Below are 25600 nucleotides of genomic sequence, written 5' to 3'. Positions count from 1 at the left end.
AAGAAGGGCTGAGGTTCGCCATAAGGGAAGGCGGCAGGACCGTGGGAGCCGGCGTAGTTACGGAGATTATAGAATAGATAAATGGAGAAAACGAGGGGAATCGCAAGATTCCCCTTTGATTTATGCTTTTTGTTGACAATAACACGGAATTATGATAAATTGAATTAGTGGCTGAAGAAGGACGATCCATGTACTTATAGAAGCATGAGCGGTAGGAGGTGGCGAGATGAGGGTCAACATAGTACTGGCGTGCACCGAATGCAAGCAGAGGAATTATTTTACCCAGAAAAATAAGAAGAATGACCCTGACCGACTGGAATTAAACAAGTACTGCAAGCACTGCAGGAAACACACACTCCACAAAGAGACAAAATAAAGTTGGGGGGATAGGTTCAATGGCGGCCGCTAGCGAGGGTCTTTTGAAAAGAACGCAGAGGTTCTTCAGAGAGGTAAGATCGGAACTTAAGAAAGTTACATGGCCTACGAGAAACGATCTGGTGTCGTATACCATAGTGGTTTTAGTATCCGTTGCCATAGTGAGCGGTATAATATGGATTACCGATACCATCCTCTATAAATTGCTGTCGTTGATTCTCCGGTGAAGAAGGAAGGGGCATCGAGAAGTGGTATGTCTGCCAAAAACTGGTATGTAGTTCACACCTATTCCGGCTATGAAAATAAAGTCAAAGCAAACCTGGAAAAGCGGGTGGAGTCCATGGGTATGCAGGACAAGATTTTTCGGGTCCTGGTGCCTATGGAGGAAGAAGTGGAAATCAAAAACGGGAAGAAAAAGGTCACGCAGCGCAAGGTTTTTCCGGGTTATGTCCTGGTGGAGATGATAGTGACCGATGATTCCTGGTATGTGGTGAGAAACACCCCCGGAGTCACCGGATTTGTGGGAGCTGGCACAAAACCCATCCCCCTGCAGGAATCTGAAATTAAGAACATATTAAAGAAGATGGGAATAGAGGAACCCAAGCCCAAGATAGACATTGCCGTTAACCAGAACGTCAAAGTCGTGTCGGGGCCTTTTGAAAACTTCGCCGGAAAAGTCGTGGAAGTAAATCCCGAAAAGCAAAAATTGAAAGTGCTAATTTCCATGTTCGGACGGGAGACTCCCATCGAACTGGAATTCAACCAGGTGGAAAAATTATAATGCATTCCAACCAATGGAGCATGTTACAGGAGGTGTGAAATATGGCTAAAAAGGTCGTATCCATAGTTAAACTTCAGATTCCCGCCGGTAAAGCGACACCTGCTCCTCCGGTCGGTCCCGCTCTGGGTCCCACTGGGATAAATATAATGAATTTCTGCAAGGAGTTTAATGAAAGGACAGCCGCTCAGGCCGGCCTCATAATACCGGTAGAACTTACTGTATATCAGGATAGATCTTTTACGTTTGTGCTCAAGACTCCGCCGGCGGCGGTGCTGTTGAAGAAGGCCGCCGGGATTGAGAAAGGTTCAGGCGAGCCGAATAAAAACAAGGTGGCAAAAGTTACCAAAAAAGACATCCGGGAAATAGCGGAACTTAAGATGAAGGACCTGAACGCCAACTCCCTGGAGGCCGCCATGAGAATGATTGAAGGCACGGCCAGAAGCATGGGCATTACGGTGGTGGAATGATCTGAAGGCGAAGTGCGCAGGAATGTACAGCCTGCGTTTGTTTTAAAATTTGATACTTAGCCAAAAAAGTGGGAGGAAATTTCCGCTAATACCACAAGGAGGTTTTGACGAATGCCGAAACACGGTAAGAATTATCTCGAAGCGCTCAAACTTGTTGACAGGACGAAGCTGTATGACCCCGTGGAAGCCATAGAACTGGTGGAGAAAACAGCCAATAAAAAGTTCGATGAGACCATAGAGGTGGCGGTGCGCCTGGGGGTGGACCCCAGACACGCGGATCAGCAGGTGAGGGGCGTTGTGACTCTTCCCCACGGCACCGGAAAGGCGGTAAAGGTGGCGGTGTTTGCCAAAGGGGACAAAGCCAGGGAGGCGGAGGAAGCGGGAGCTGACATCGTCGGCGCCGAAGACCTGGTATCAAGAGTTGAAGACGGTTTTCTGGATTTCGACGTGGCCGTAGCCACTCCAGACATGATGGGCGCCGTCGGCAAACTCGGAAGAATTCTCGGACCCAAAGGCCTCATGCCCAATCCAAAGGCCGGCACGGTGACCTTTGATGTGGGCAAGGCCGTAAAGGAGATAAAAGCCGGTAAGATTGAATACCGGGTGGACAAGACAAGTATAGTTCATGCTCCCATAGGAAAGAAATCTTTCGGTCGTGAAAAATTGCTGGATAACTTTCGAGCCCTAATGGAGGCGATAATTAAGGCAAAGCCCGCGGCCGCCAAGGGTCAGTACATCAAAAGCGTAGTCATATCCAGCACCATGGGGCCGGGGATTAAGATAAATCCCGCGAGACTGATTGAGTCCAAATAAAAAAATCAAGAATTCGCTGCAGACAGTAGGTGCCGGAAGGCTTAATTTCCTACCGAGGCGGAAAGGGAAAGAGCGCTGGACCTTTTTACAAAGTCGGGTCCCGCTTGGGCTAATATGCGACTACAAGCCTTTCTGCGCATTCTGCAGGAGGGCTTTATTTATTCCCTAAAATTTTCAGGGGGAGGTGAGAAAGTGGCCGTAAACGAGAAAAAAGTCAAGACTGTGGAGGAACTCAGGGACAAGTTCGGCCGGTCGAAAGCGGCCATACTTACGGATTACAGGGGGCTAAACGTAGCCGATATAACCGAGCTCAGGAAGAAGCTCCGGGAGCAGGGCGTGGAGTTTAAGGTTGTTAAAAACACCTTAACCCGTATAGCCATAAAGGACTTTAACTACAACCTGGACCAATTCCTGGAGGGACCCACGGCGATTGCCTTCAGCTATAAGGACCCCGTGGCGCCGGCCAAGGTGCTGGTGGATTTTGCAAAAGCCCACAAGGAACTGGAGATAAAAGCCGGAGTCGTTGAAGGAAAAGTGCTGAACAGCGACATGATAGCGGACCTCTCCAAAATGCCGCCGAGAGAAGAGCTTCTGGCCAAAGCGGTGGGTTCCATTCAATCGCCTCTTTACGGCATTGTGGGCGTCCTGCAGGGCACCCTGCGCAATCTGGTATATACCCTGCAGGCCATACAGGACAAAAAAGCGTCCTGATGTGTCAGGCAAAGGCCTTTTGTTTAGCAGCAGGAGTTTCAAACATGCTGACGAAAGGAAAGCAAGTCATTTTCAATCAAAAATAAAAGAGGAGGAATTTTTAAAATGACAAAGGAAGAAATCATTTCTGCCATTGAGAATATGACGGTTTTAGAGCTTGCCGAGCTGGTAAAGGAACTTCAGGACAGGTTTGGTGTCACCGCCGCGGCTCCCGTAGCCGTTGCCGCAGCACCGGCGGCGGGTGGAGCCGCTGCCGAGGCAGCAGCTCCCGAACAGACGGAGTTCGATGTCATCCTTGCCAATGCCGGAGACCAGAAGATCAAGGTCATCAAGGTGGTCAGGGAAGTTACCGGTCTCGGCCTGAAAGAAGCCAAGGACCTGGTGGACGGTGCTCCGAAACCTGTAAAGGAAAAGGTAAGCAAGGAAGAGGCGGAACAGATAAAGGCAAAACTCGCCGAAGTCGGCGCCACAGTGGAGATAAAATAACACGGTCGATGAATAAAAAGGGGCTGTCCAGAAACAACTGGGTCAGCCCCTTTTTTACACGCATTTTAAGCTGTGTTTTCCGATAAACGGAAAAATTAATTGAACGATCGGCTTTTGCTTTATTTTCATCCAAAATATTTCATCCAAAATACTTCTTAATTCGGCGCTGCAGCGCAAAACGGCTGATGCCCAAAAGCTCTGCGGCCTTTGTTATATTCCACCGGGTCTTTTCCAATGCTTCACTTATATACTGCTTTTCCAGTTCCTCCAGGGATGCAAATTCCCTTTTTATCGAAGGGGCATCCGCACGGGTCTCCTTTACCTTGAGTTCCACAGGCAGTTCCTTTTCCGTGATGATGTCGCCTTTTACCAGAATAAAAGCCCGCTCCAGTATGTTTTTGAGCTCTCTTACATTTCCGGGCCAGCAGTAGTTTTGAAGCAGCGATAAGGCCTTTTCGGAAAAGCCTTTTATATTTTTTTTGAACTGGCGGTTAAAAATTTGCCTGTAATAATCGAGCAGCAGGGGAATGTCCCCCGGGCGCTGCCTGAGAGGAGGGATTTTCAAAAGGACCACGTTTAATCTGTAGTAAAGGTCGCTTCTGAAACTGTTTTTATCTACTTCTTCTTTTAGATTTTTATTTGTGGCCGCTATTATGCGCACGTCCACCGGAATACTGACAAGGCCTCCCACTCGCCGGATCTGCCGCTCTTCCAGAAATCTTAAAAGCTTGGCCTGCAGGTCCGGCGAAAGCTCGCCTATTTCGTCAAAGAAAAAAGTCCCTCCATCCGCCAGTTCAAGAAGGCCTTTTTTACGCCCTGAAGCGCCGGTAAACGCATTTTTTTCGTGGCCGAAAAGTTCGCTTTCAAAGAGATTGGTTGGTATGGTGCTGCAGTTGACCGTAATAAAAGGTTTCTTTGCCCTGCGGCTTTTTTCGTGAATGATGCGGGCTATAAGCTCCTTTCCCGTGCCCGTTTCGCCTTCCACAAGGACGCTTGAGTCCACCGGCGCGATGGCATCTATTTGGGCCAGGATTTGGAGCATAGCGGGGTCGCGGGTTATCAGAGCGGTTTTTTCGTCTTTTGACCTGAGGATGGTATTTTCATTTTTTAAGGCCCTCTCCTGCAGAGCCCGTTCAATGGAGATCTTCAATTCACTTATGTCAAAAGGTTTGGTGATAAAGTCATAGGCGCCCTTCTTAACCGCTTCCACCGCCGTTTTGGTTTCGCCGTAGGCGGTTATCATTATAACCGCGATATCTTCATCGAAATCTTTTATTTGTGACAACAAAGATATCCCGTCCATGTCCGAAAGTCTCAGGTCCACCACAGCCACATCGGGTGGGAAACTTTTCAGGCAGGACAAAGCTTCTGAAGCCGAAAGGGCCGCCTGCACTTTATATCCGTCGTCCTCAAGAGAAATTTTTAAGGCGCTGCATATGGTGGGTTCATCGTCCACGATAAGAATCTTGTAGCTCATACAATATATCACCTGTATAAAGTTTTCGACATAAATATATAATTATCCTCTATGAGCTAAAAAAACACAGGCGAACCTGTGCCTCAGTACCGATTCCATCTCAAAGTATGACTATTGATAACGCAAAGTATGTATATTGATTACGGCCCGGGACATCGGTAAAAAGCCGGGCCGTCACCGCTGCCAAAACAGCTTTGCCGCTTTACGTTAGGCCCTTTCTATTTAAAAAGCTGCTTTATTCCGGCGAGAGAACTGATTCCGCCGTACAGTGTGAGGATAAACACCAAAATGCCCAGAACAAGAAGTACTGTCGGGTGACGATAGTCCCCCATGATTTTTTTATTCCTCGATGCGATGAGCATGGAACCCAGGGTTAAAGGCAAAATCAAACCGTTTACGGCTCCAGCAAATATCAAAAGCGTAACCGGTTTTCCCACGATTACAAAAATTGTGGTGCACAGCACTATAAAACCTATTATGAATTTCTGGAAATGCTGTTCCACGGGCCTGAAGAAGGTTTTTATAAAGGAAAGAGAAGTAAAGGAACACCCCACCACCGAAGTGGCGGCCGCAGACCAGAGCACGAGACCAAACATTTTATAGCCGATTGTCCCCGCCACCGTGAGAAAAGGAGTGGCGGCAGGGTTTACGGGGTCGAAAGCAACGCCTTTTACGGCGACTCCCAGGGCGCCAAAAAACAGCGCATACCTCATCACACCCGCCACGATTACCCCCAGAGCGGCGCTTTTGGTGGCTTCATTTACCGCGTCTGTCCCTTTCATGTTGCCCTGGATGAGCCGGTGTCCGCCCGCAAAGGTTATATAGCCTCCCACCGTACCGCCGATTAATGTTATCATCGGGAGGAAATCAAATTTCCCGGGGGAGAAGGTTCTGACGGCCACCTCGGCCACCGGAGGATGGGCCGCGACTCCGACATATGCCGCCAGGAAAATCATCAGGACGCCGAGAACTTGAGTAAACCTGTCCATGGCATTGCCTATTTCTCTGGAAAGAAAAATGGTTACGCATATAATACCGGAGATGGCGGCGCCCGTCCTTGCGTCTATGCCGAAAAGGGTGTTTAAACCCATGCCCGTCCCGGCTATATTGCCTATGTTAAAAGCTAAACCGCCCACCATAACTATAAAAGATATAATATAACCGAGGCCGGGCATAACATCATTGGCTATTTCCTGTCCGAACTTTCCGGCGGCCACGATTATCCGCCATATGTTGATCTGGACGATGATATCCACTAAAACAGTGATTAGTATTATAGCGCTGAAACTGGCAAGGAATTTTTGAGTAAAAACTGCGGTCTGGGTCAAAAAACCGGGACCTATGGCCGATGTTGCCATCAGGAATGCCGCGCCGACCAGCATGCTGAGAGAATATTTGTTCTTTTCCAAATGCCATCCCTCCGTTTTTTTGAAGTTTTTTTTCGTTGGTCGAAATATTTTTGCGTAAGTTTACTTACCCCCTTCCTTCTGACCCGACATGAATGCCACCGATGTGGTTCGCCGGAGAAAGAATTTGTAATCAATTATCTTCTGACAAAGCATTTTTTATTCCAACAAAAAAAGAGGATTTAGATTTTTGAAAATCCTCTTTTTGCAAGGGGTTATGGAATATGCAGAAATTTTTAATTACGAGTGTTATCGACAGCATCGCTCGTTATGTGCGAAAACGAACACGGGAAAGCGATATACACTGAAGTTCCATTATTTTCCCGGCTCTCTATCCATATACGGCCTCGATTTTTAAAGACGAGGCTTTGCACCACACAAAGGCCCAGCCCCGTGCCGCCTTCAAAAGTGCTGAAAAAGGGTGTGAAGATCTTTTCGAGGTTTTTTTCGGGGATGCCCCTGCCGCGGTCTCTTACGGTTATAACAATTTCACCGGCTGCGGCGGAGGAAAGGATGTCTATTTCGCCGTTTATATGGCTTGCCCGGATGGAGTTGGTCAGGAGGTTAAGCAGCATCTGCTTCAGATGGGCTTTGTCTACATAGAGATATTCCGCACCATGATCGATTGAGATATTTAAAGATAACCCCTTTTTTTTCATGAGGGGCGATAAAAAGGGCAGTATTTCATTTAATACTCCCTTCAAGGACAGCATCACCGGTTCCGGCTCCGACGGCCTTGAAAAGTTCAGCAGGTTGGAGATTATACCGTTTATACGCTCTATTTCCCGGTAGATGAGGTCGAAAAGTTTTGCGGAAGTTCCGTCATCTTCCGGAAATTTGGCCTGCAAAACCTGAAAACAGGATTGGATGCCCTGCAGGGGGTTTCTCACTTCGTGGGCGATGGCGGCCGACATCTCGCCGATTGAAGCAAGCCGGTTTATGTGTTCCATTTTTTGTTTTATTTTTTCTTTTTCCGTGATATCTGAAAAACACAGAATAAAAATGTCTTCAAAAGAATTTATTTCATATTCCACGTATTTTGTGGATTTTTCTCTATCGGCGAATTGCTGTGTCCCGGAAGGTGGAATGTCTCCACTGAAGAAGTCGTCTATCAACTTTTCGATCAAGCGGTTAAAACTGGTATCCTTCTTAATGTATGAGGATGCCGACCTGTTTACCAGGATTTTGGCGCCTTTGCCGTTAAATACGACTATTCCGTAGTTTACCCCGTCTATAATTTTCTGATTGAGGTTCGTGACCTCCAGGACCTTTGCAATGTACTCTTTCAGTTTTGACGTCATCCTTTTGAATGCGTCTTTTAAAATCCCTATTTCGTCGTTTTTCTTGTAGTCTATTTCTATGTCGAAATTTCCCTTTGATACCTCGTCACAGGCCATGGCCAGTTTTTTTATGGGTTTTGCAAGATTGTAGGAAAAGAATATTGTAAGCTGCGACGCGACTATTATGGCTATGATTGCTATGAGAATGGTGTATTTTTGCAATTCCAGGAGCTGATTGGTAATGTAAGAAGAATTTACGGTAAATTTTTCCTGAGACTGCTGAGCCGTTATGGATTCAAAGATTTTGCAGGACCCGTAATAGGACACTATACCCACCGTGGCCAGAGACAAAATAATTATTATTAAAAAAGGTATGAGTATTTTAAGCTCGAAGCTTCGCATCTTTTGCCCCCCGTTTCGCTATAAAAAAAGCCATAGCCGAGATGATAAAGGCGAAAAACCCCGGATGGATGTGGCGCAGGGCGGTGTTTTTAAAAAACGGAAACATAATCAGGATCAACAGATAGGAAAACAGGCCCGAGAAAAATGAAGCTTCGGCGGAAACCCTCGAAACGTCTTTCCGAAACACCCCCGCATACAACGGGATGAATGTGGATGCGGCGAAGATGCCCCATATATTTCCGCCAAATTCGATGACCATGTTTGGAGGATTAAAGGAGAGGAGAAGAGCTGCGGTGCCGGCGACGCCGATCACCATGCGATTTAAGGACAGCATTTTTTCATCGTCTATATCATCTTTTCTGAATTGACCGAGGATATCGTAGGTAAAGCTGTTGGCTATGAGCAACAGCTCGGAATTGGCGGTGGATACCGAAGCCGCAATAATCCCTATCAAAATAATCCCGGTGATATAATTGCGGGCCACGGCTGAAAAGACAAAGGGGATTATTTCGTCGATGTTATTTATATGAGGGGCCGTTGGGATTAACACCCTGAGGCCCAGGGAACCGATGATGATGAAACCATATATGGCCGAAAGGATCAGCAGGGAAAATAATATCATTTTTTTGGCCACCGCATTGCTCTTCGCCGAAATGATTCTTATCACATACTGGGGATTGGCCGCCAGACCCAGACCCCATCCGAACAATGATGTAAAGACGTACAGCGGGGGCTGCAGGCCTTTGCAGAAGAGGTCTAAAAGCCCCCCTGCAGGAGTTTTTATATCCCAGCCGGAAACGGCCGGAGTGTCTATAACCGCAGCACCGCGGAAAATATTGACAATGCCGTGGTTCTGTCTAATTATAAAGACGCCGAAAATTAGACAGGATAAAAAAATGATGACGGTATTTACGGCGTCGGTTTTTACCACGGAATACAGTCCCCCGAAAGTGGTATAGAGTATATAGAGGTATACCAGGAGTATGGACGCATTGTAAGGGATGTTTAAAAGCATCCGCATGACAAGGCCGAATCCCTTGATCTGCATGGTTATATACAGAATGTAGCTGACTATCATTAAAACGGCCACCGAGAACTGCAGAGGCCTGGAACCGTACCTCACATAAAAAAATTCCGAAAATGTCAGTATTTCATAATCTCTTATCAAAGAAGCCAGAAAGAAAAGAAAGAGAGCGCCTGTAAACCACTGCAGTATGCTGTATATAATTGAAGAAATGCCATAAATGTACAGAGAACTTCCCAGCCCCAAAAAAGACGCGGCGCTGAACCAGGTGGCTACAAAAGTCGAAGTGCTCAAAAAAAGCCCCAGCGAGCGGTTGGCCACAAAGAAATCCCGTGTGTTGTAGGTGTCGTAGAACCCGCTCCTACCCGAATAGATCATCAGGAATGTGTATATTAAAAAAAATATCATGAACAACAAGGATTCGTTCAAGACCATCCCTCCCCTACAATAAAATAATACATCTTGAAAAGAATATAGGAAAGTGGTAAAAAGTAAAAAAAGAGCGAAATAGCACTTTTGGAGCGGTCCGAAGCGCTCCGGCTTCTTGAGAAAGATTCATAATATGCGCCGGACACCCGTTTCGCGGTTGAGTCACTTGGTACGGAATTTGCAAAAAATCTTACATAAACAAATCATAAGAGAGTGGAGGTAAGGTTTTATGGCTCACATGGTGGATCTGAACAGCGATATTGGGGAGAGCTTCGGTGCCTATAAAATAGGGATGGATGAGGAGATTGCAAAATTTATTTCTTCAGCCAACATAGCCTGCGGTTTTCATGCCGGTGACCCCATGGTGATGGACAGGACCGTTGACATCTCGAAGAGAAACGGTGTGGCGGTGGGGGCGCATCCCGGATTCCCGGACCTTGCGGGTTTCGGCAGGAGAAATATGGATATTTCACCGGCGGAAGCCAAAAACTATATCGTCTACCAGATTGGAGCTCTGCAGGCCTTTTGCCGGAGCCGGGGCATCAAAATGCAGCATGTAAAAGCCCACGGCGCCCTGTACAATATGGCGGCGGTGGACGAAAAGCTTGCATCAGCCATCGCAGAGGCCATAGCCGCCGTCGATGAGAACCTCATCTGCGTGGGCATGGCGAATACCGCCATGCAGAGAGCGGCGGAGAAAGCCGGCCTGAAATTTGCGTGCGAGGTCTTTGCCGACAGGAACTTAAACCCCGACGGGACGCTGGTTTCCAGGAAACTTCCCAATGCCGTAATTCATGATGAAGAACTTGCCTGCAAAAGAGTCCTGAGAATGGTCAAAGAAGGGGTCGTGGAGGCCGTTGACGGCAGTCTCGTCAAAGTCAAGGCCGACACCATCTGCGTCCATGGCGACAATCCCCAGGCGGTGGAATTTGCCAACAAGATTAAGAAGACCCTGGAGGAAAACGGTGTGATAATCGCCCCCATGGGCAGTTTCATGTGAGGAGTTGGTAGTGTGTACGAGAAACCAAAGATTCTCCCCTGTGGAGACAGGGCCGTTGTCGTGGAGTTTGGGAACGAAATAAGCGAAGAGTGCAACAAAAGGGTGCTGGGCCTTTACAATTCATTAAAAAAAGCAGGATACGGGGGAATCGTTTCCATGATCCCCACATACAGGTCGCTGCTGGTGAAATATGACCCGCTGAAGATCGGGTACGGCGAGCTGCTGGGTCTTTTGCAGGCCGGCGGCGGACATGATGATGTGGAGGAATTCAGGCCCGGGGTTTATGAAATCCCCGTGGCGTACGGAGGTGAATTCGGACCGGACCTGGGTTTTGTGGCGGAGTATCACGGCATGACTCAAGAAGAAGTGATAAAAATTCACACAGAGCCCGTATACAGGATTTACATGCTGGGCTTTACCATGGGGTTTGCGTATCTTGGAGGCATGTCGGAAAAAATCGCCACACCCCGCCTGGAAAAGCCCAGGACCGAGATAAAGGCCGGTTCGGTGGGCATTGCGGGAGGCCAGACGGGCATATACCCCCTGACAAGCCCGGGAGGGTGGAGGCTCATAGGCAAAACCCCCGTAAAGCTGTACGATCCCAAAAGGGAAAAGCCCATCCTTCTGGAAGCCGGCAACTACATCAAATTCGTGCGCATAAGCGAGGACGAATTTTATAAAATTGAGGACGAGATAAACAGGGGTATTTACAGGGTCAGGTTTTACGAATATGACGGCGGGTAAATCCTGCCCGCGGCCAGGAATTAAAAGCTGACAGTAACTTTTAAAGCGAGGGAGAAAAAGTGGAGTGTTTCAAGGTGATAAATCCCGGCCTTTTTACCACAATTCAGGATATGGGCAGGTTCGGGTATGAAAGCCAGGGGGTCCCCACGGCCGGGGCCATGGATGAGTTTTCCTTCCGGGTGGCCAACATTCTGGCGGGCAACGACGAATCGGCCCCCGCCCTCGAAATAACCGTCATGGGGCCGACCCTCGAAGTCATGGAAGATGTGACGGTGGCGGTGGCCGGAGCGGAAATGCCGCCTCTGGTGAACGGTTCTCCGAGAGCGTGCTGGTCTTCCTTTCCGGTAAGGAAGGGGGATGTCCTGTCCTTTGGGGCTATAAAGTCCGGCTGCAGGGCGTATCTGGCCGTTTCCGGAGGGTTCCAGGCGGATGTGATCATGGGCAGTGCATCCACATACATTCGCGGCGGCATAGGAGGAGTAAGGGGCAGGCGCATAGAAAAAGGCGACATCCTTTCCAGCAAAGACGCCGGTTCGATTTCCATTTTCAGGAAGGTATTGGATGAGTTCATCCCTTCATACTCCGATGAGGCCGAGATCCGGGTGATACCCGGCCCCCAGAGCGACCACTTTACAGAAGAAGCCCTTAAACTTTTTTTCAGTTCCACATATACAATTACCAAGGATTCGGACAGGATGGGTTACAGGCTGGAGGGTCCGGAGATAAGGGCCATAGAAAAACATGACATAATAACCGACGGGCTTTTGCCCGGCGCCGTCCAGATACCGGGAAACGGAAAGCCCATTATAATGATGAAGGACGCCCAGACCACCGGCGGTTACACAAAGATTGCGACGGTCATTTCTGCTGACCTGGCCCAGCTTGCGCAGTTAAAGCCGGGCGACAGGTTGAGATTTAAAGCGGTGGACATTTCCGAGGCCCACAGGATTTTAATGGAAAGTGAACATAAAATCAAAAAAATCAGGGAGACTCTGAAACCGCTGAGATATTTCGACGTAAACGTAAACGGCAGGTCTTATGACGTGAGCGTGGAGACGCTTTAAAATATTGGGGTGGTATAATGGCTGAAAAAGTAGATTTCAAAAATCTTAAAGCACCCGATGCCAGGAGATTGATCCGTGAAGGCGTGCTGACCGGCCCCACCTGCGGTGTGGCGCTCGGCTACACTCAGGCCAACCTTGTAATCCTCCCCAAAGATCTGGCTTACGATTTTTTACTTTTTGCCTATAGAAATCCCAAGCCCTGTCCCGTTCTGGATGTCACGGACGCGGGCAGCGCGGAACCCAAAGGCGTTGCAAAAGGGGCGGATTTACGGACCGATATACCCAAATACAGGGTTTATAAAAACGGCGTGCTGGAAGCCGAAGTTCAGGATATAAGGGATTACTGGCGGAACGACTTTGTGGCGTTTCTTCTGGGCTGCAGCTTTACCTTTGAAAAAGCCCTTCTGGAAAATAATATCCCGGTTAGGCACATTGAAGAAGGCAAAAATGTGCCCATGTACATTACAAACATTGAGACAAGGCCTGCCGGAATCTTTCGGGGCCAAATGGTGGTAAGCATGAGGCCCATCCCGCAGAGCCTTGTGGTGAGGGCCGTCCAGGTAACATCCAGGTTTCCGGCGGTACACGGCGCTCCCGTCCATATCGGGGACCCGGGAAGCATCGGGATAGCTTCTCTGGATAAACCGGATTTTGGCGACGCCGTGGAGATAAGGGAAGGGGAAGTACCCGTCTTCTGGGCCTGCGGGGTTACTCCGCAGGCTGTGGCAATGAAATCAAAACCCGGGATCATGATAACCCATTCCCCCGGCCACATGTTTATAACGGATTTGAAAGAAGAGATGTTAAGCGTGTTCTAGCTGCGGTTTTTCATTGCGGCTGTTATATAAGGGCTCTAATGAGGCTTTTATCGGGGCTGCGATGTGAGGATTAAGCGTTTTATGAGGACCTTTATGGAGGGGCTCTATATTGGGGGTCTTGACGGGACGGAATTTTTATTGTAGAATATAAACTGTGTCGTGATTTTGGATGACGCGGGGTGGAGCAGTCTGGTAGCTCGTCGGGCTCATAACCCGGAGGTCGCTGGTTCAAATCCAGCCCCCGCCACCATATCAGAAGTGCCAAGTGAGAAGTTGAAAGCGGGAATATGTGAATTTGCCGAAAGGCAAAATCCTGCTTAATCTCACATCACACCTCCTATTTCTCGCATCACTACGTGGCGGCGTAGCTCAGGTGGCTAGAGCATGCGGTTCATACCCGCAGTGTCCGGGGTTCAAATCCCTGCGCCGCTACCATTTATATTTTATATACGGCCCTGTGGTCAAGTGGTTAAGACATCGCCCTTTCACGGCGGTAACCGGGGTTCGAATCCCCGCAGGGTCACCATATTTTAATATTTTATTTATTAAGAAAAAAGCCGCTATCGGGCGGCTTATTTTTTTGTAATGGAACCCGCATGTCATGCAGCAGAGTAAGTAAAATTAACATGTGACGGCCGGGACACCATAGAGCCAGACCATTGCAGATTATTTAGAAGTCGAGTTTTGACATGTCTGTGGAAAACAGCAAAAGAACTTTATCAATCCACCAGATGACACAAACTGTAGAAAACGGGTAAGCCTGGAAGCCTGAATTTTTTCAAAAACTGTATGATAATTGGAATTTATGTCATACGATTTTTTAAAATCGCCCCTCTTGATTGACAATTTTTACTAACCCCTTGATATATAATAAAACCTACCAACAAAACATGGTAGGTGATTTACTTGATAAACAAAGCCCAGATAGAATTCCAAAAATTTAATAAAGGCAAAATTTCTTCCCTGTCGCTCAATTTGACAGGCATTATTTCATCGGAATCATTATGGCTTTCCCTGCTGGCGTTCTGTTTTGGACGAGCCTCTCTAAACGGGCTGTATCCCTTTGGTCTTTCCTTTACCGCGGCTGCGGCCCTTTACAGGGAAAAATTTGCGGCGGCGGGTTTGTTTTCCTTGCTGGGAATAGTATCGGCCGTGAAAAGTCCCGCCGCCTTGAGATACTTTTTCGCCACGGCGATTTTTACCGCGGCTTTTACCGTGCTCCAAAAGCATTTAAAGCCCGGAGAGTTTCTGACGGCGGCCCTGGTATTTATATCCAACGCCCTTGGAGGGCTCATATTTCTGGTGACAGGGGGTTATTCCCCCTACGATCTGCTGCTTCTTGTCATGGAATGCGGCCTCTCATGCATAATGATTTTCATAATCCCGGGTGGGCTGCACTGGGTTTTCAGGGTGCCAGTGGGAGAGGCGGAAAAAAATATATGCCTGGCCGTACTGGCCGGGGTTTTACTTCCCATGGCGCAGGGTCTGGAATTTTCCGGGGTAAACCTTAAAGATGTGCTCGGGGTCCTGGCGGTGCTGGTAATGGCTCTCATAAACGGCGCCGGGGCGGGAGCGGCTGCGGGTATTATAATCGGCGTCACCGGGTCTTCTCTGGCCCTGTCGCCGTGGTTTGCGGCAATTATGGCTTTTTCAGGGCTTGTTGCAGGCACGTTTCACAGGCTGGGCAAGCCGGGGTCGGCGGCGGGTTTTGTCCTGGGATACATCTTGTACAACCTCTACGTAAACTCAATGGGTGAAAGCATAATCCCCCTGCCGGCGCTTATTGTTGCGGTGGGGCTGTTCCTGATGATCCCGAAGCCGGCCATTAAAAGGATGAAGTTTTACCTGGAGGCATCGCCGGCGGCCGCCGTGCCGGGTCCCGGTGCGGTGAACCTCGCCAGGCTGGAGCTTTATGATATGGCCGTTCTGCTGGAGGAAATGGGCAAAAGCTTTCTGGAGCCTTTAAACGACGAAAGGGAAGCCCTGCGGAAGGGATACCTCGACAGGGTTATGAAGGAGGCCAGGAGCAGGGTCTGTTCCACATGCGGACTTTGCAGGACCTGCTGGGAGAGGGAAAATAGCAGGACCGTGCATGCCTTTTATGAATTGATAAGGAATTATGAAGAAAATCCCGTATCGCATATCCTGCCTTACCTTTTTAAGGCGCGGTGCGGCAGGATTGACGATATAAAGAGGATAGTCAGGGAACAGAGCGCTGTATATAACCTGGAACAGAGGGTGAATTCCATTGTAAGAAACACCCGCGATACGATATGCGGCCGTTTTAAGAAAGCCGCGGGCATTATCAAGGCTCTGGCTGAAAACTGGCCTTTTGACGAATACGACGGGTATCCGGAGGGCAAATTGCTGGACAGCCTTGCCCGGCTCGGCGTGAGGATGGAAGCGCTGCATATCGAAGAAGACCGCCGGGAATACCGGGTCAAAATGGCAAAAAAACCGTGTCTGGGGGAAAGGCAGTGCGAATCCCGTATACCGGCGGCGCTGACGGAGGTGCTGGGAAAGAAGTTTGAAATAAAAGAAGTGGAATGCCCTTTAAAGAGCGGGGGTTCCAGGTGCTTGATGAAGGCCGTTTCATCCGGAGCTTACGGGGTGGCCGTAGGAGTGGCGGGTACGGCCAGGGAGGGTATGGGCGTTTCCGGCGACGGATTTTCTTTTCTGGAGTTAAAAAACGGCAAATTTTTGCTGGCTTTGAGCGACGGTATGGGGGTCGGGGAAATGGCGGCCAGGCATAGCGGGAAGACTCTGGCTTTTCTGGAACGCTTGCTGGAAGCCGGTTTTGACGGGAGTTCGGCCCTAAAGATAACCAATTCGGCCGTTGGACTGTGCGCCTGCGAGGAGAGCTTTTCCACCGCAGACCTGGCACTCATTGATACCCACACCGGCAAAGCGGAATTCATAAAGGCAGGCTCCGCGGCGGGATTTGTCAAGCGCGGCAGCAGGGTGGAAGTAATAAAAGGAGGCAGCTTTCCGGTGGGAATAATGGACGACATTTCTCCGGTGGTTTCGGAACGGCACCTCAGGCCCGGGGATATGGTGGTTATGGTGACCGACGGAGTGCTGGACTCCTTTTCAATGCGGGAAAACGGGGATGAGGCCCTGCGGAGGCTGCTGGCTCAGGCCCGCACGTCCAATCCCCAGGAAATCGCCGACGGGATACTCGAGTGCGCCAAAAAAATATCCCCCGCAAGGGACGACATGACCGTGCTGGTGGCGAGGATATGGGAGAAGTCGGTATAGGTTAAACCCTGTGCCTACAAAAAAGTGAATCGGTCCGAACACAAAAAATGCTTCTGGTGTGAAGTGCTTTTGGCAACTCCGGCAGCGGTTTCTGCACCAGAATCAAAATTTTGTCCGGACCGATTTTTTTTATGTTCAAAATGAGGAAAAAATCGAATAAGAAAGTAAAAAATGTTGAAAATATGCGCAGAACATCATATTATTTATTTATGATTCTATTGTAGAAACTCATCGCCGGTGATTCGTGACGGCCGCAGGCGCCGCAGAGTAAGCAAGAAACATTTTTGAGCTTGATTCAGGCGGCGGGGGCGGCATGCAGGGGTGACAAATTATAGATTTCAGCCGGGCATCAAAGGAGCGGAGCTTACCGTGGATATTAAAAAAACTTTTCTTGACACCCTTTCGAAGTATAATATGATAGAAAAAGGCGATATGGTGCTCGCCGGCGTTTCAGGCGGCCCCGATTCCGTATGCCTTTTGCATCTCCTGTGGGTGTTTAAAGACCAACTGGGAGTTGATATTGCGGTGGCCCACCTGGACCACATGTTCAGGGGAAAAGAATCCGAAGAGGACGCCCGGTTCGTTGAAGATTTGTGCAGAAAGTGGGGAATCACCTTTTACTGCGAAAGGGCGGACGTCCCGGCGTATATCGAGAAGACGGGCCTTTCTCCGGAAGATGCGGCCCGCCGGGTGAGATACGCCTTTTTTGAGAGGGTGAGGCTCAAAACAGGCGCCCGGAAAGTGGCCCTGGGGCACAACAGGAACGACCACGAGGAAACGGTGCTGATGAATATATTGAGGGGTGCGGGTCTGGAAGGCCTGGTAGGCATAGAGCCGGTGAGGGATTTTTACATCAGGCCTCTCCTGGAAATTCCGCGGGAAGAGATTGAATTGTATTTGAAAGAAGAGGGCATCCCTTACAGGATAGACAGGACCAACCTGACCACCGATTATTTCAGAAACAGAATAAGGCTGGAACTCATTCCCTTAATAGAGGAAAAGTACTGCGGTCATTTCGGAGCATCCCTCAGGAGGTTGTCGGACATCGCAAGGCAGGATTTGTCGTATTTAGAGGAGGAGACTGGCAGGGCGTGGGAAGAGGCGGCTCGGCAAGAGCCGGGTAAAGTTTTTATAGATATAAAAAAGTTTTTATCTCTCCATGAGGCTTTGAAAAGGCGCATTATAAGGAAGTCGGTGGAATGCCTGGTGGGCGACGTCAGGGATTTTGAGCACCGCCACACCATCATGCTGGTGCAGTTTATAGAAAAATCCCCCACCGGTACCGTCGTCGATCTTCCCAAAGGCCTCAAGGGCCGAAAAAACTATGAGCATTTTTGCATATTCCGTGGAGAAGAGGAAAGGATTCCCGATTATTGTTACGACCTTCCCGTCCCGGGCAGGGTGTTCATAAAGGAGGCTGGCGTCGCCATAGAGGCGGAAGTCAGGAGCGGCACGGGGCGGGAGATAATAAAAACCAATCCCTTGATAGCCCAGCTGGATTATGATAAAATAAAAGGAAATTTAACTGTTCGAAACCGTCGGCCGGGTGACCGATTTAAACCCCTCGGAGCCGGCGGCTTTAAAAAACTGCAGGACTTTTTTACCGATGAAAAGGTGCCCGGAAAGGAGCGGGATAAAGTACCGGTGGTAACAGACAACGGCCGGATTGTATGGGTGGCAGGCATGAGGATCGACGACAGGTTTAAAATTACTTCCGCTACCGCGCGCGTATTGTTATTAAAACTAGAGAGACAGGAGGATTAAAGCAATAAAGTGTTTAATGAGATAGAAAAAATTTTGATATCGGAAGAGCAGATAAATTGCAGGTTGAAAGAACTGGGTGAAATGATAACCCGGGACTACAAAGACAAGGATAACATTCTCCTGGTGGGAGTGCTGAAAGGCGCCGTCATTTTTATGGCGGACATCATCCGCAAAATCAACCTGCCGGTGCAGGTGGATTTCATGGCGGTTTCAAGTTACGGCGCCTCCACCGAGTCTTCCGGTGTCGTCAGGATATTGAAGGACCTGGAGGAGGACGTGGAAGGCAAGCACCTGCTGATAATAGAAGATATCATCGATTCGGGCTTGACATTGAGTTACCTTTACAACATATTGAAATCGCGCAGGCCTGCCAGCATCAAAATATGCGCTCTGCTCGATAAGCCGACCCGCCGCAAGGTGGACATAAAGGTGGATTACCTTGGTTTTGAAATACCCGACTATTTCGTGGTGGGTTACGGCCTCGACTACGGCGAAAGATACAGGAATTTACCGTATATATGTGTTTTAAAGCCCGAAGTGTACAGGCAATAGAGCAATTGTAAAAAGGATTTATCTGTGGTAAAATATCGTAGGAGTATTCCTGGAAGGGAGGAGCGTTTTTGAACAATTTTTTCCGTAGCATCAGCTTTTACCTGCTGATATTTATTTTGATACTTTCCGTGGTCCAATGGTATTCCAACCAGGATGTAGCGCAGGTGCACATCAGCTATTCCGAACTCATCCAGTTGATAGATAAAAACCAGGTAAAAAGCATTAAGATGGTTGACAATAATATTACGGGTGTTTTGAAAGACGGGAGGAGCTTCGCAAGCTATGTCACGGACATAGCCGGTCCGGCTTTCATGGAGAAGATACAGCCAAAGGTGGAAAAAGGGGAAATCACAATGGACGCCGAACCCAAGCCCGCGGCCCCCTGGTGGTCCTCCGTGCTGCCGTCGGTGTTCCTGGTTTTGCTCTTTATCGGGGCTTGGTATTTTTTTATGCAGCAGAGTCAGGGCGGCGGCAGCCGGGTCATGTCCTTTGGCAGGAGCAGGGCCAAGCTCCACACCGATGATAAAAAGCGCGTCACCTTCAAGGACGTGGCCGGTGTGGATGAGGCCAAAGAGGAACTGCAGGAAATAGTGGAATTTTTAAAACACCCCAAAAAATTTGTCGAAATCGGCGCCCGGATTCCCAAAGGAGTCCTGCTGGTGGGACCACCCGGCACCGGGAAAACCCTCCTTGCCAGGGCGGTGGCCGGCGAAGCTGGAGTGCCGTTTTTCAGCATCAGCGGTTCCGATTTTGTCGAGATGTTTGTGGGCGTTGGCGCCGCCAGGGTGAGAGACCTTTTTGAACAGGCCAAGAAAAACGCCCCGTGCATTGTTTTTATAGACGAGATTGACGCGGTAGGCCGCCAGAGAGGGGCGGGTCTGGGCGGAGGGCACGATGAGAGGGAGCAGACCCTCAACCAGCTGCTGGTGGAGATGGACGGCTTTGGCGTCAACGAAGGCATTATAATCCTGGCCGCCACCAACAGGCCCGATATCCTGGACCCGGCCCTGCTTCGACCGGGTAGGTTCGACCGGGAAGTGGTGGTGGATCGCCCGGATGTCAAGGGTCGGGAGGAAATCCTCAAAGTCCATGCCCGAAACAAGCCCCTGGCGGAAAATGTGGACCTATCGGTGCTGGCCCGCAGGACGCCGGGCTTTACGGGGGCCGACCTGGAAAACCTCATGAATGAGGCGGCGCTGCTTTCGGCAAGGCGCAATAAGAAAAAGATAGAGATGCCCGAACTGGAGGAAGCCATAACGCGGGTTGTGGCCGGCCCGGAAAAAAAGAGCCGTATAATGACCGAAAGGGAGCGCAGGCTGGTCGCCTATCATGAGGCCGGCCACGCGGTGGTGGCACAGCTGCTGCCCCATGTGGACCCGGTGCACGAAGTTTCAATAGTTCCGCGGGGTAGAGCCGGCGGCTATACCATGATACTCCCAAAAGAGGACCGGTTCTTCATGGGCAAAAGCGAGCTTTTAGACCAGGTGACCCATCTCCTGGGCGGCAGGGCTTCGGAGGAACTGGTGCTTAACGAAGTGAGCACCGGGGCCTATAACGACCTGGAAAGGGCCACGGAGATAGCCCGAAGGATGGTCATGGAGTACGGCATGAGCGAGGCCATCGGCCCCATGACTCTGGGCCACAAGCAGGAAGAGGTCTTTCTTGGCAGAGACCTGGCCCGGGGGAGGAACTACAGCGAAGAAGTGGCCGCATCCATTGACAAAGAAGTGCGCAATATAATAGACAAGTGTTACCAGAAGGCCAAGACGCTCTTATCGGAGAATATAAACAAGCTTCACAAAGTCGCCCAGGCCCTTCTGGAGCGCGAAAAACTGGATGAAAAAGAATTTCTGGAAGTATTTGCCAGCGCATGATTATGAAAAGGCTGCCGACAATGTCGGCAGCCTTATTTTTTGTGGAATACTGGTGTGGATGCGGAGGGAAGATAATAAAGGGTGATAAAATTGTCGATTTCCGGAGATATTTTTTTTGCTTTTGTCGCTTTTTTTGCCGGTGTGGCCATGGCAGTCCAGGGTTCCATGAACTCCGCGGTGAGCAAGGCGGTGGGTCTTTCTGAAGCCACTTTTATAGTCCACATTACCGCCACCATAACCATGGCGATAATACTGATTCTGGGCCTGGGCCGGGGAAACTGGAGCAATTTTTCCCAGCTGCCGTGGTACTATTACCTGGGGGGCATCATCGGCGTCATAATAACTTACGGGGTGGTGATGAGCATCCCAAAGCTGGGGGCTGCGGTGGCCACCACGTCCATTATCGTGGGGCAGGTACTCACCGCCTGCCTGGTGGACCACTTCGGGCTTTTCGGCCTTGAAAAAATCCCCTTCACCTGGCTCAAATTTCTGGGACTGGTGTTTCTGTCTGTAGGGGCAAAATTGCTGTTGAATTAATTTGCGATTACCGTGCCCTATATGCTAAATAGATTAATGCCATTTTTGTAAATGTTTAACATAAAAACAAGCCATTTGACATATAGTAAACAGGGGTCTATAATATATATAGACGTATCATCATATGACGATACGACGAAAGGGGAGGTTTTCTTATGGACTTGGCGCATACCTATCTGGGGGAGAAAGTAATCGAACAGGGTTTGAAATTTATTGTAAAGCAGCCCATGAACAATATTGACAAAATCATGGATTGGGTTGAAAAAATACCCATGGCGCCTCATCAAAAGGTGGATGTCCAGAACGTCAAGAGATTTTTAAAGAACAGGGATTCCAACTGGTATAAACTGGCGGAAAGACTTCTTACCGAAATCGATCCCCATGTCAAAGAAAAATTCGCTGTTAACTTCTTCCTGAACGCCAATTTTCTGGGCGTTTCAAAACAGCAGGAGATGGCGAAAAAACTCGGTTACTCGGTTCCTTTCTGTCTCCTCATCGACCCTACCGAAAGGTGCAACCTCAACTGTACAGGATGCTGGGCCGGTGATTACCACAGGAAGGATGAACTGGACTTTGACACGCTGGACAGGATACTCACCGAAGCCGAAGAACTTGGCATATATTTTATAATTATGTCGGGCGGTGAACCAACTGTCAGAAAAAATGATATAATAAAGTTGGCGGAGAAACACGGTTCCCAGTGCTTCCATCTATTCACCAACGGCACCCTCATCGACGACGGCTTCGTCAAAGAAATGAAGCGGGTGGGCAACATAACGGTGGCTTTCAGCATCGAGGGGTTTGAGGAGACCACCGACGCCCGGCGGGGTAAGGGAGTATTCAAGAAAGTCATGGAAGCCATGGACAGGATGCGGGATGCAGGTCTTATTTACGGCGTTTCGGTGACTTACACGCGTCAAAACACCGAGGAACTGGCCAGTGAAGAATTTGTGGATATGCTGGTGGATAAAGGTGTGGCCTTTGGGTGGTATTTCACTTACATACCCATAGGCAAGGATGTGGACCTTTCGATGATGGCGACACCGGAGCAGAGGGCGTACATGTACGACAGGATACTGGAGTACCGGAGGACAAAACCCATATTCCTGATGGACTTCTGGAACGACGGGGAGGCCTCCAACGGATGTATAGCCGGCGGCCGGAGATACCTGCATATCAACGCCCACGGGGAGGTGGAGCCCTGCGCTTTTGTGCATTATTCCACATGCAATATCAAGAATGTCTCTTTAAAAGAAGCGCTGGGTTCGCCTTTGATGAGGGCCTACCAGAAACGCCAGCCCTTTAATCAGAATTTGAGAAGGCCCTGCCCCATCATAGACAACCCCGAGATGCTGAGGGAGATTGTGGAAGAGAGCGGGGCTTATCCCACCCAGATTCATGCTGACGAAACGGCGGCCGAATTTGCAAAGAAGCTGCAGCCCTATGCAGAGGAATGGGGTCAGATTGCCGACAGAATCTGGTATGAAAAAAACGCCGGTGAAAAAGAAGCGGCTGTAAATTGAAGGAGGGAAAATATTGACATTTAATCTTACCGAGTTCAAAGTCCAGTTTTTACAGGGGCTTGCCGACAAAACACGTCTCAGGATTATCGAGGCTTTGAGGGAACGCGAAAAAACCGTGACCCAGCTGGTGAACGAATTGGGAGCATCCCAGTCCAACATCTCGGGGCACCTCAAGACGCTCAAGGAAAGCGGTATATTGAAGTGCCGCCAGGAGGGCAAGTATGTGTTTTACAGCCTCCGTGATGAAAATATCCGGGAATTCCTGATGTACCTGGAAACCATATTGTTCAATTTGCGGATGGAAGCCCTCGAAGGCGCTTGATAAAACAGTTTCTGAAATTCCGGGCGAAAGCACCGGAATTTTTTTATTTTGCGCCGTATTGCGCGCCATCTTAAATTCTGATAAAATTTGTTTGAGCACAGCTCAAATCGTCCGGCATCCTCGATGAGCCGGAACGGAGGTGATAAAAATGAAGACGGAGTCTGCCGTGGTCAGGAGATTGCAGGCCAGGAGGGTGACAGTGGCCGGCCTTCTGGGGGCGGTTTCCATAGTGCTGGGGATGACCCCTCTCGGGTTCATACCCGTGCCGACCGCCGCCGGCCATGCCACCATCATGCACATCCCGGCCATTCTCGGCGGAGTCCTGGAGGGACCGCTGGTAGGGGCTCTTACAGGGCTTATTTTCGGCCTTTACAGCTTTTTGAGGGCTGGCAACGCGCTTTTTGCAGATCCTCTTGTGGCCGTCCTGCCGAGAATTTTCATCGGTGTCGTATCCCATGGCGTATATCGCGCCACCGGAAGCTACGCCCTGGCGGCGGTTTTTGGTACCCTCACCAATACCGCGGGCGTGCTGGGTATTGCCGTTTTAAGGGGTTACCTTGCCGGACCCGTGGCCCTGGGGATAGCCCTGACCCATGGAATTCCGGAAATCGTCGTAGCCATGGCGATCACCACCGTCTTGTGCAGGACTCTCAAAAGAATGAGAAGGTGAAAAAATGCTGCTGGCGGTAGATGTGGGAAATACCAACATTGTTTTTGGAATATACCACGGCCATAACCTCACAGCGTCGTGGCGAATGGCTACTTATAAGGAACAGACCGAAGACGAGTACGGTATCATGTTGAAATCTCTGCTGAGGGACGCGGGTGTGAACATTTTATCCATCCGTGGGGCCATAATATCTTCGGTGGTGCCCACAATAACCCCCGTACTCGAAAAGATGTGCTTAAAATACTTTTCAGTAAAGCCTCTGGTCGTGGGCCCCGGCATAAAGACGGGGATCAACATAAAGTATGAAAATCCCCGGGAAGTGGGGGCCGACCGCATAGTAAACGCCGTGGCGGCGCATCATAAATACGGAGGTCCGGTAATCATCGTGGATTTCGGCACCGCCACCACTTTTGACGCAGTAACGGCGGGCCTTGATTACCTTGGAGGCGCCATTGCCCCGGGTATCGGCATATCCACCGAAGCCCTTTTTAAAAGCGCGGCCCGGCTCTACCGCGTCGAAATCGCAAGACCCGACAAAATAATCGGCAGGAACACAGCCGCCAGCATGCAGGCGGGCATTTTCTATGGATACGTGGGTCTTGTGGACGAGATAGTGGGCAGGATGAAAGAAGAGATGGGGGGAGGCCGCATATTTACCGTGGCCACGGGAGGGCTTGCCCCCCTTATATGCAGCGAAACGAGGTCTATAGACACCGTCGATATGATGCTTACACTGGACGGATTGCGGCTGTTGTATGAAAAGAACACCGAATCTTTTGAGGGAAAACATTAGGTTTTCCCTCAAAGTTTAAATACCGGAGGCGGCAAATGTTATTTAATTCTGATCTTCCCGAAATCCCGTTGTTTCTGGCCCCCATGGCGGGCATTACAGACCTGCCATTCAGGAGCATCTGCAAGGAAATGGGGGCCGACATCCTCATAACCGAGATGATAAGCACCCGGGGCCTGTATTATAATGATGAAAAGACTTTTAAACTGCTCAAGACGGGTCCCCATGAGCATCCCATAGGAGTGCAGCTGTTCGGCAATGACCCCGTTTTTTTCGTCGAAGCCGTTCGAAAGATCGCAGGCGAACCCTTCGATTTTATAAATATCAACATGGGATGTCCCACGCCGAAGATAGTGAAAAACGGCGACGGATGCGCTCTGATGAAAGACCCGGAGCTTTCTTCCAGAATAATACAGAAAACCGTTGAGTCCGCCGGTAAGCCGGTGACGGTGAAGATACGCAAGGGATGGGACGAAGAACACGCCAACGCCGTGGAATTTTCTGTAATGGCGGAAAAGAGCGGAGCGGCCGTAATAATTGTACACGGCAGAACCCGGGAACAATTTTACAGCGGCAGGGCGGACTGGGATGTGATAAGGGAAGTGAAGAAGGCGGTAAGCATCCCGGTTATAGGCAACGGGGATGTCTTCTCCCCCGAAGATGCCGCGGCCATTTTACAAAAGACCGGCTGCGACGGCATAATGGTGGGCCGTGGCGCCCTTGGAAACCCCTGGATATTTCGGGAAATCAGGCATTTCCTGAAAACCGGCGAAAATCTTCCTCCCGTTAGCCTGGAAGAAAGGTTCAAAACCATGATGCTGCACCTGGACAGGGCCGTAGCCTTTCACGGAGAGCGCGTCGGCCTGCTGGAAATGCGCAAACACCTGGCATGGTATCTCAAAGGCCTACCCCGGTCCGCACCGGTAAAGCAGATAATCCAGCAGAGCAAAGATATAAACCAGATAAAGCGCACCCTCGAAGATTACTTTTCCAACTTAAACCGGACAATATGATGACTGTTCTGAAGATACCT

Annotated in this window: 26 protein-coding genes, 3 tRNA genes and 1 other annotated feature; of the genes, 25 read left to right on the top strand and 4 right to left on the bottom strand. The window is 49.6% G+C overall.

Annotated features, from left to right (window positions below):
- The 8 genes from ACKX14_RS11565 to rplL all read left to right on the top strand — a co-directional run.
- Nucleotides 1-77 (top strand): EF-Tu C-terminal domain-related protein (locus ACKX14_RS11565; protein WP_422447782.1); only part of this gene is annotated, 77 nt, incomplete at its 5' end.
- A gap of 149 nt (nucleotides 78-226) precedes the next feature.
- Nucleotides 227-376, top strand: coding sequence for a 50S ribosomal protein L33 (rpmG, locus tag ACKX14_RS11560; RefSeq protein WP_422447776.1), 150 nt, complete (start codon nucleotides 227-229; stop codon nucleotides 374-376).
- A gap of 19 nt (nucleotides 377-395) precedes the next feature.
- A complete protein-coding gene (gene secE, locus ACKX14_RS11555) occupies nucleotides 396-602 on the top strand; it encodes a preprotein translocase subunit SecE (protein ID WP_422447774.1) in 207 nt (68 codons plus the stop codon).
- 26 nt (nucleotides 603-628) lie between these two features.
- Nucleotides 629-1156, top strand: a complete 528-nt coding sequence (nusG, locus tag ACKX14_RS11550; RefSeq protein WP_422447772.1) for a transcription termination/antitermination protein NusG — start codon at nucleotides 629-631, stop codon at nucleotides 1154-1156.
- A 41-nt stretch (nucleotides 1157-1197) separates the two neighbouring features.
- Nucleotides 1198-1623, top strand: coding sequence for a 50S ribosomal protein L11 (rplK, locus tag ACKX14_RS11545; protein WP_422447770.1), 426 nt, complete (start codon nucleotides 1198-1200; stop codon nucleotides 1621-1623).
- Nucleotides 1624-1734: 111 nt separating this feature from the next.
- A complete protein-coding gene (gene rplA / locus ACKX14_RS11540) occupies nucleotides 1735-2436 on the top strand; it encodes a 50S ribosomal protein L1 (RefSeq protein ID WP_422447768.1) in 702 nt (233 codons plus the stop codon).
- Nucleotides 2435-2604: a sequence feature (ribosomal protein L10 leader region), on the top strand. It overlaps the preceding gene by 2 nt.
- Nucleotides 2605-2628: 24 nt before the next feature.
- On the top strand, nucleotides 2629-3147 hold the full coding sequence (gene rplJ, locus ACKX14_RS11535) for a 50S ribosomal protein L10 (protein ID WP_422447766.1): 519 nt from the start codon (nucleotides 2629-2631) through the stop codon (nucleotides 3145-3147).
- A gap of 105 nt (nucleotides 3148-3252) precedes the next feature.
- Nucleotides 3253-3633 carry a 50S ribosomal protein L7/L12 gene (rplL, locus tag ACKX14_RS11530; RefSeq protein ID WP_422447764.1) on the top strand — a complete coding sequence of 127 codons (381 nt, stop codon included), beginning with the start codon at nucleotides 3253-3255 and terminating at the stop codon, nucleotides 3631-3633.
- Nucleotides 3634-3772: 139 nt separating this feature from the next.
- Here rplL and ACKX14_RS11525 read toward each other — a convergent pair whose 3' ends face one another.
- The 4 genes from ACKX14_RS11525 to ACKX14_RS11510 all read right to left on the bottom strand — a co-directional run bounded on the left by ACKX14_RS11525 (nucleotide 3773) and on the right by ACKX14_RS11510 (nucleotide 9651).
- The gene (locus tag ACKX14_RS11525; protein ID WP_422447762.1) at nucleotides 3773-5110 is read right to left on the bottom strand and encodes a sigma-54-dependent transcriptional regulator; all 1338 of its coding nucleotides are present in this window, start codon (nucleotides 5108-5110) and stop codon (nucleotides 3773-3775) included.
- Nucleotides 5111-5328: 218 nt separating this feature from the next.
- The gene (locus ACKX14_RS11520; RefSeq protein WP_422447780.1) at nucleotides 5329-6492 is read right to left on the bottom strand and encodes an NRAMP family divalent metal transporter; all 1164 of its coding nucleotides are present in this window, start codon (nucleotides 6490-6492) and stop codon (nucleotides 5329-5331) included.
- 260 nt (nucleotides 6493-6752) lie between these two features.
- Complete coding sequence (locus ACKX14_RS11515) at nucleotides 6753-8198, bottom strand: sensor histidine kinase (protein ID WP_422447760.1); 1446 nt, start codon at nucleotides 8196-8198, stop codon at nucleotides 6753-6755.
- Nucleotides 8179-9651, bottom strand: a complete 1473-nt coding sequence (locus ACKX14_RS11510; RefSeq protein ID WP_422447758.1) for a sodium:solute symporter family protein — start codon at nucleotides 9649-9651, stop codon at nucleotides 8179-8181. The genes ACKX14_RS11515 and ACKX14_RS11510 overlap by 20 nt, the downstream gene beginning before the upstream one ends.
- 229 nt (nucleotides 9652-9880) lie before the next feature.
- On the opposite strand from ACKX14_RS11510, the gene ACKX14_RS11505 reads away from it, so the two are divergent.
- The 17 genes from ACKX14_RS11505 (at nucleotide 9881) to dusB (ending at nucleotide 25580) form a co-directional block, all read left to right on the top strand.
- On the top strand, nucleotides 9881-10651 hold the full coding sequence (locus tag ACKX14_RS11505; protein WP_422447756.1) for a LamB/YcsF family protein: 771 nt from the start codon (nucleotides 9881-9883) through the stop codon (nucleotides 10649-10651).
- Between the two features lie 12 nt (nucleotides 10652-10663).
- Nucleotides 10664-11395: a 5-oxoprolinase subunit PxpB gene (gene pxpB, locus ACKX14_RS11500; protein WP_422447754.1), complete on the top strand. Its 732-nt coding sequence runs from the start codon at nucleotides 10664-10666 to the stop codon at nucleotides 11393-11395.
- A 59-nt stretch (nucleotides 11396-11454) separates the two neighbouring features.
- On the top strand, nucleotides 11455-12459 hold the full coding sequence (locus ACKX14_RS11495) for a 5-oxoprolinase subunit C family protein (RefSeq protein WP_422447752.1): 1005 nt from the start codon (nucleotides 11455-11457) through the stop codon (nucleotides 12457-12459).
- Between the two features lie 17 nt (nucleotides 12460-12476).
- On the top strand, nucleotides 12477-13277 hold the full coding sequence (locus tag ACKX14_RS11490) for a putative hydro-lyase (RefSeq protein ID WP_422447750.1): 801 nt from the start codon (nucleotides 12477-12479) through the stop codon (nucleotides 13275-13277).
- 173 nt (nucleotides 13278-13450) lie between these two features.
- Nucleotides 13451-13527 (top strand) — tRNA-Met (locus ACKX14_RS11485).
- 108 nt (nucleotides 13528-13635) lie between these two features.
- Nucleotides 13636-13712: transfer RNA gene (locus ACKX14_RS11480), tRNA-Met, on the top strand.
- Between the two features lie 16 nt (nucleotides 13713-13728).
- Nucleotides 13729-13803: transfer RNA gene (locus tag ACKX14_RS11475), tRNA-Glu, on the top strand.
- A 380-nt stretch (nucleotides 13804-14183) separates the two neighbouring features.
- Nucleotides 14184-16535, top strand: coding sequence for a stage II sporulation protein E (spoIIE, locus tag ACKX14_RS11470; protein WP_422447748.1), 2352 nt, complete (start codon nucleotides 14184-14186; stop codon nucleotides 16533-16535).
- A 321-nt stretch (nucleotides 16536-16856) separates the two neighbouring features.
- Nucleotides 16857-18299 carry a tRNA lysidine(34) synthetase TilS gene (gene tilS / locus ACKX14_RS11465; protein ID WP_422447746.1) on the top strand — a complete coding sequence of 481 codons (1443 nt, stop codon included), beginning with the start codon at nucleotides 16857-16859 and terminating at the stop codon, nucleotides 18297-18299.
- 9 nt (nucleotides 18300-18308) lie between these two features.
- Nucleotides 18309-18851 (top strand): hypoxanthine phosphoribosyltransferase, encoded by a 543-nt coding sequence (gene hpt / locus ACKX14_RS11460; RefSeq protein WP_422447744.1) that lies wholly within the window; start codon nucleotides 18309-18311, stop codon nucleotides 18849-18851.
- Between the two features lie 68 nt (nucleotides 18852-18919).
- A complete protein-coding gene (gene ftsH, locus ACKX14_RS11455) occupies nucleotides 18920-20725 on the top strand; it encodes an ATP-dependent zinc metalloprotease FtsH (protein ID WP_422447742.1) in 1806 nt (601 codons plus the stop codon).
- A gap of 90 nt (nucleotides 20726-20815) precedes the next feature.
- Nucleotides 20816-21262 carry a DMT family transporter gene (locus ACKX14_RS11450; RefSeq protein ID WP_422447778.1) on the top strand — a complete coding sequence of 149 codons (447 nt, stop codon included), beginning with the start codon at nucleotides 20816-20818 and terminating at the stop codon, nucleotides 21260-21262.
- A 155-nt stretch (nucleotides 21263-21417) separates the two neighbouring features.
- On the top strand, nucleotides 21418-22785 hold the full coding sequence (locus ACKX14_RS11445; RefSeq protein ID WP_422447740.1) for a radical SAM/SPASM domain-containing protein: 1368 nt from the start codon (nucleotides 21418-21420) through the stop codon (nucleotides 22783-22785).
- Nucleotides 22786-22798: 13 nt separating this feature from the next.
- Nucleotides 22799-23107 carry an ArsR/SmtB family transcription factor gene (locus tag ACKX14_RS11440; RefSeq protein WP_422447738.1) on the top strand — a complete coding sequence of 103 codons (309 nt, stop codon included), beginning with the start codon at nucleotides 22799-22801 and terminating at the stop codon, nucleotides 23105-23107.
- Nucleotides 23108-23255: 148 nt separating this feature from the next.
- Nucleotides 23256-23777, top strand: a complete 522-nt coding sequence (locus ACKX14_RS11435) for an ECF transporter S component (RefSeq protein WP_422447736.1) — start codon at nucleotides 23256-23258, stop codon at nucleotides 23775-23777.
- A 4-nt stretch (nucleotides 23778-23781) separates the two neighbouring features.
- Nucleotides 23782-24570, top strand: a complete 789-nt coding sequence (locus tag ACKX14_RS11430) for a type III pantothenate kinase (RefSeq protein ID WP_422447734.1) — start codon at nucleotides 23782-23784, stop codon at nucleotides 24568-24570.
- 35 nt (nucleotides 24571-24605) lie between these two features.
- Nucleotides 24606-25580, top strand: coding sequence for a tRNA dihydrouridine synthase DusB (gene dusB, locus ACKX14_RS11425; protein WP_422447732.1), 975 nt, complete (start codon nucleotides 24606-24608; stop codon nucleotides 25578-25580).
- The last annotated feature ends 20 nt before the right edge of the window (nucleotides 25581-25600 follow it).

This window comes from Thermorhabdus hydrogeniformans, assembly GCF_049310025.1.
Classification (GTDB): domain Bacteria; phylum Bacillota; class Thermosediminibacteria; order Thermosediminibacterales; family Tepidanaerobacteraceae; genus JBJYKD01.
The sequence above is the reverse complement of the archived record's forward strand: the minus strand, read 5'-3'. Positions and strand labels throughout refer to the sequence as shown.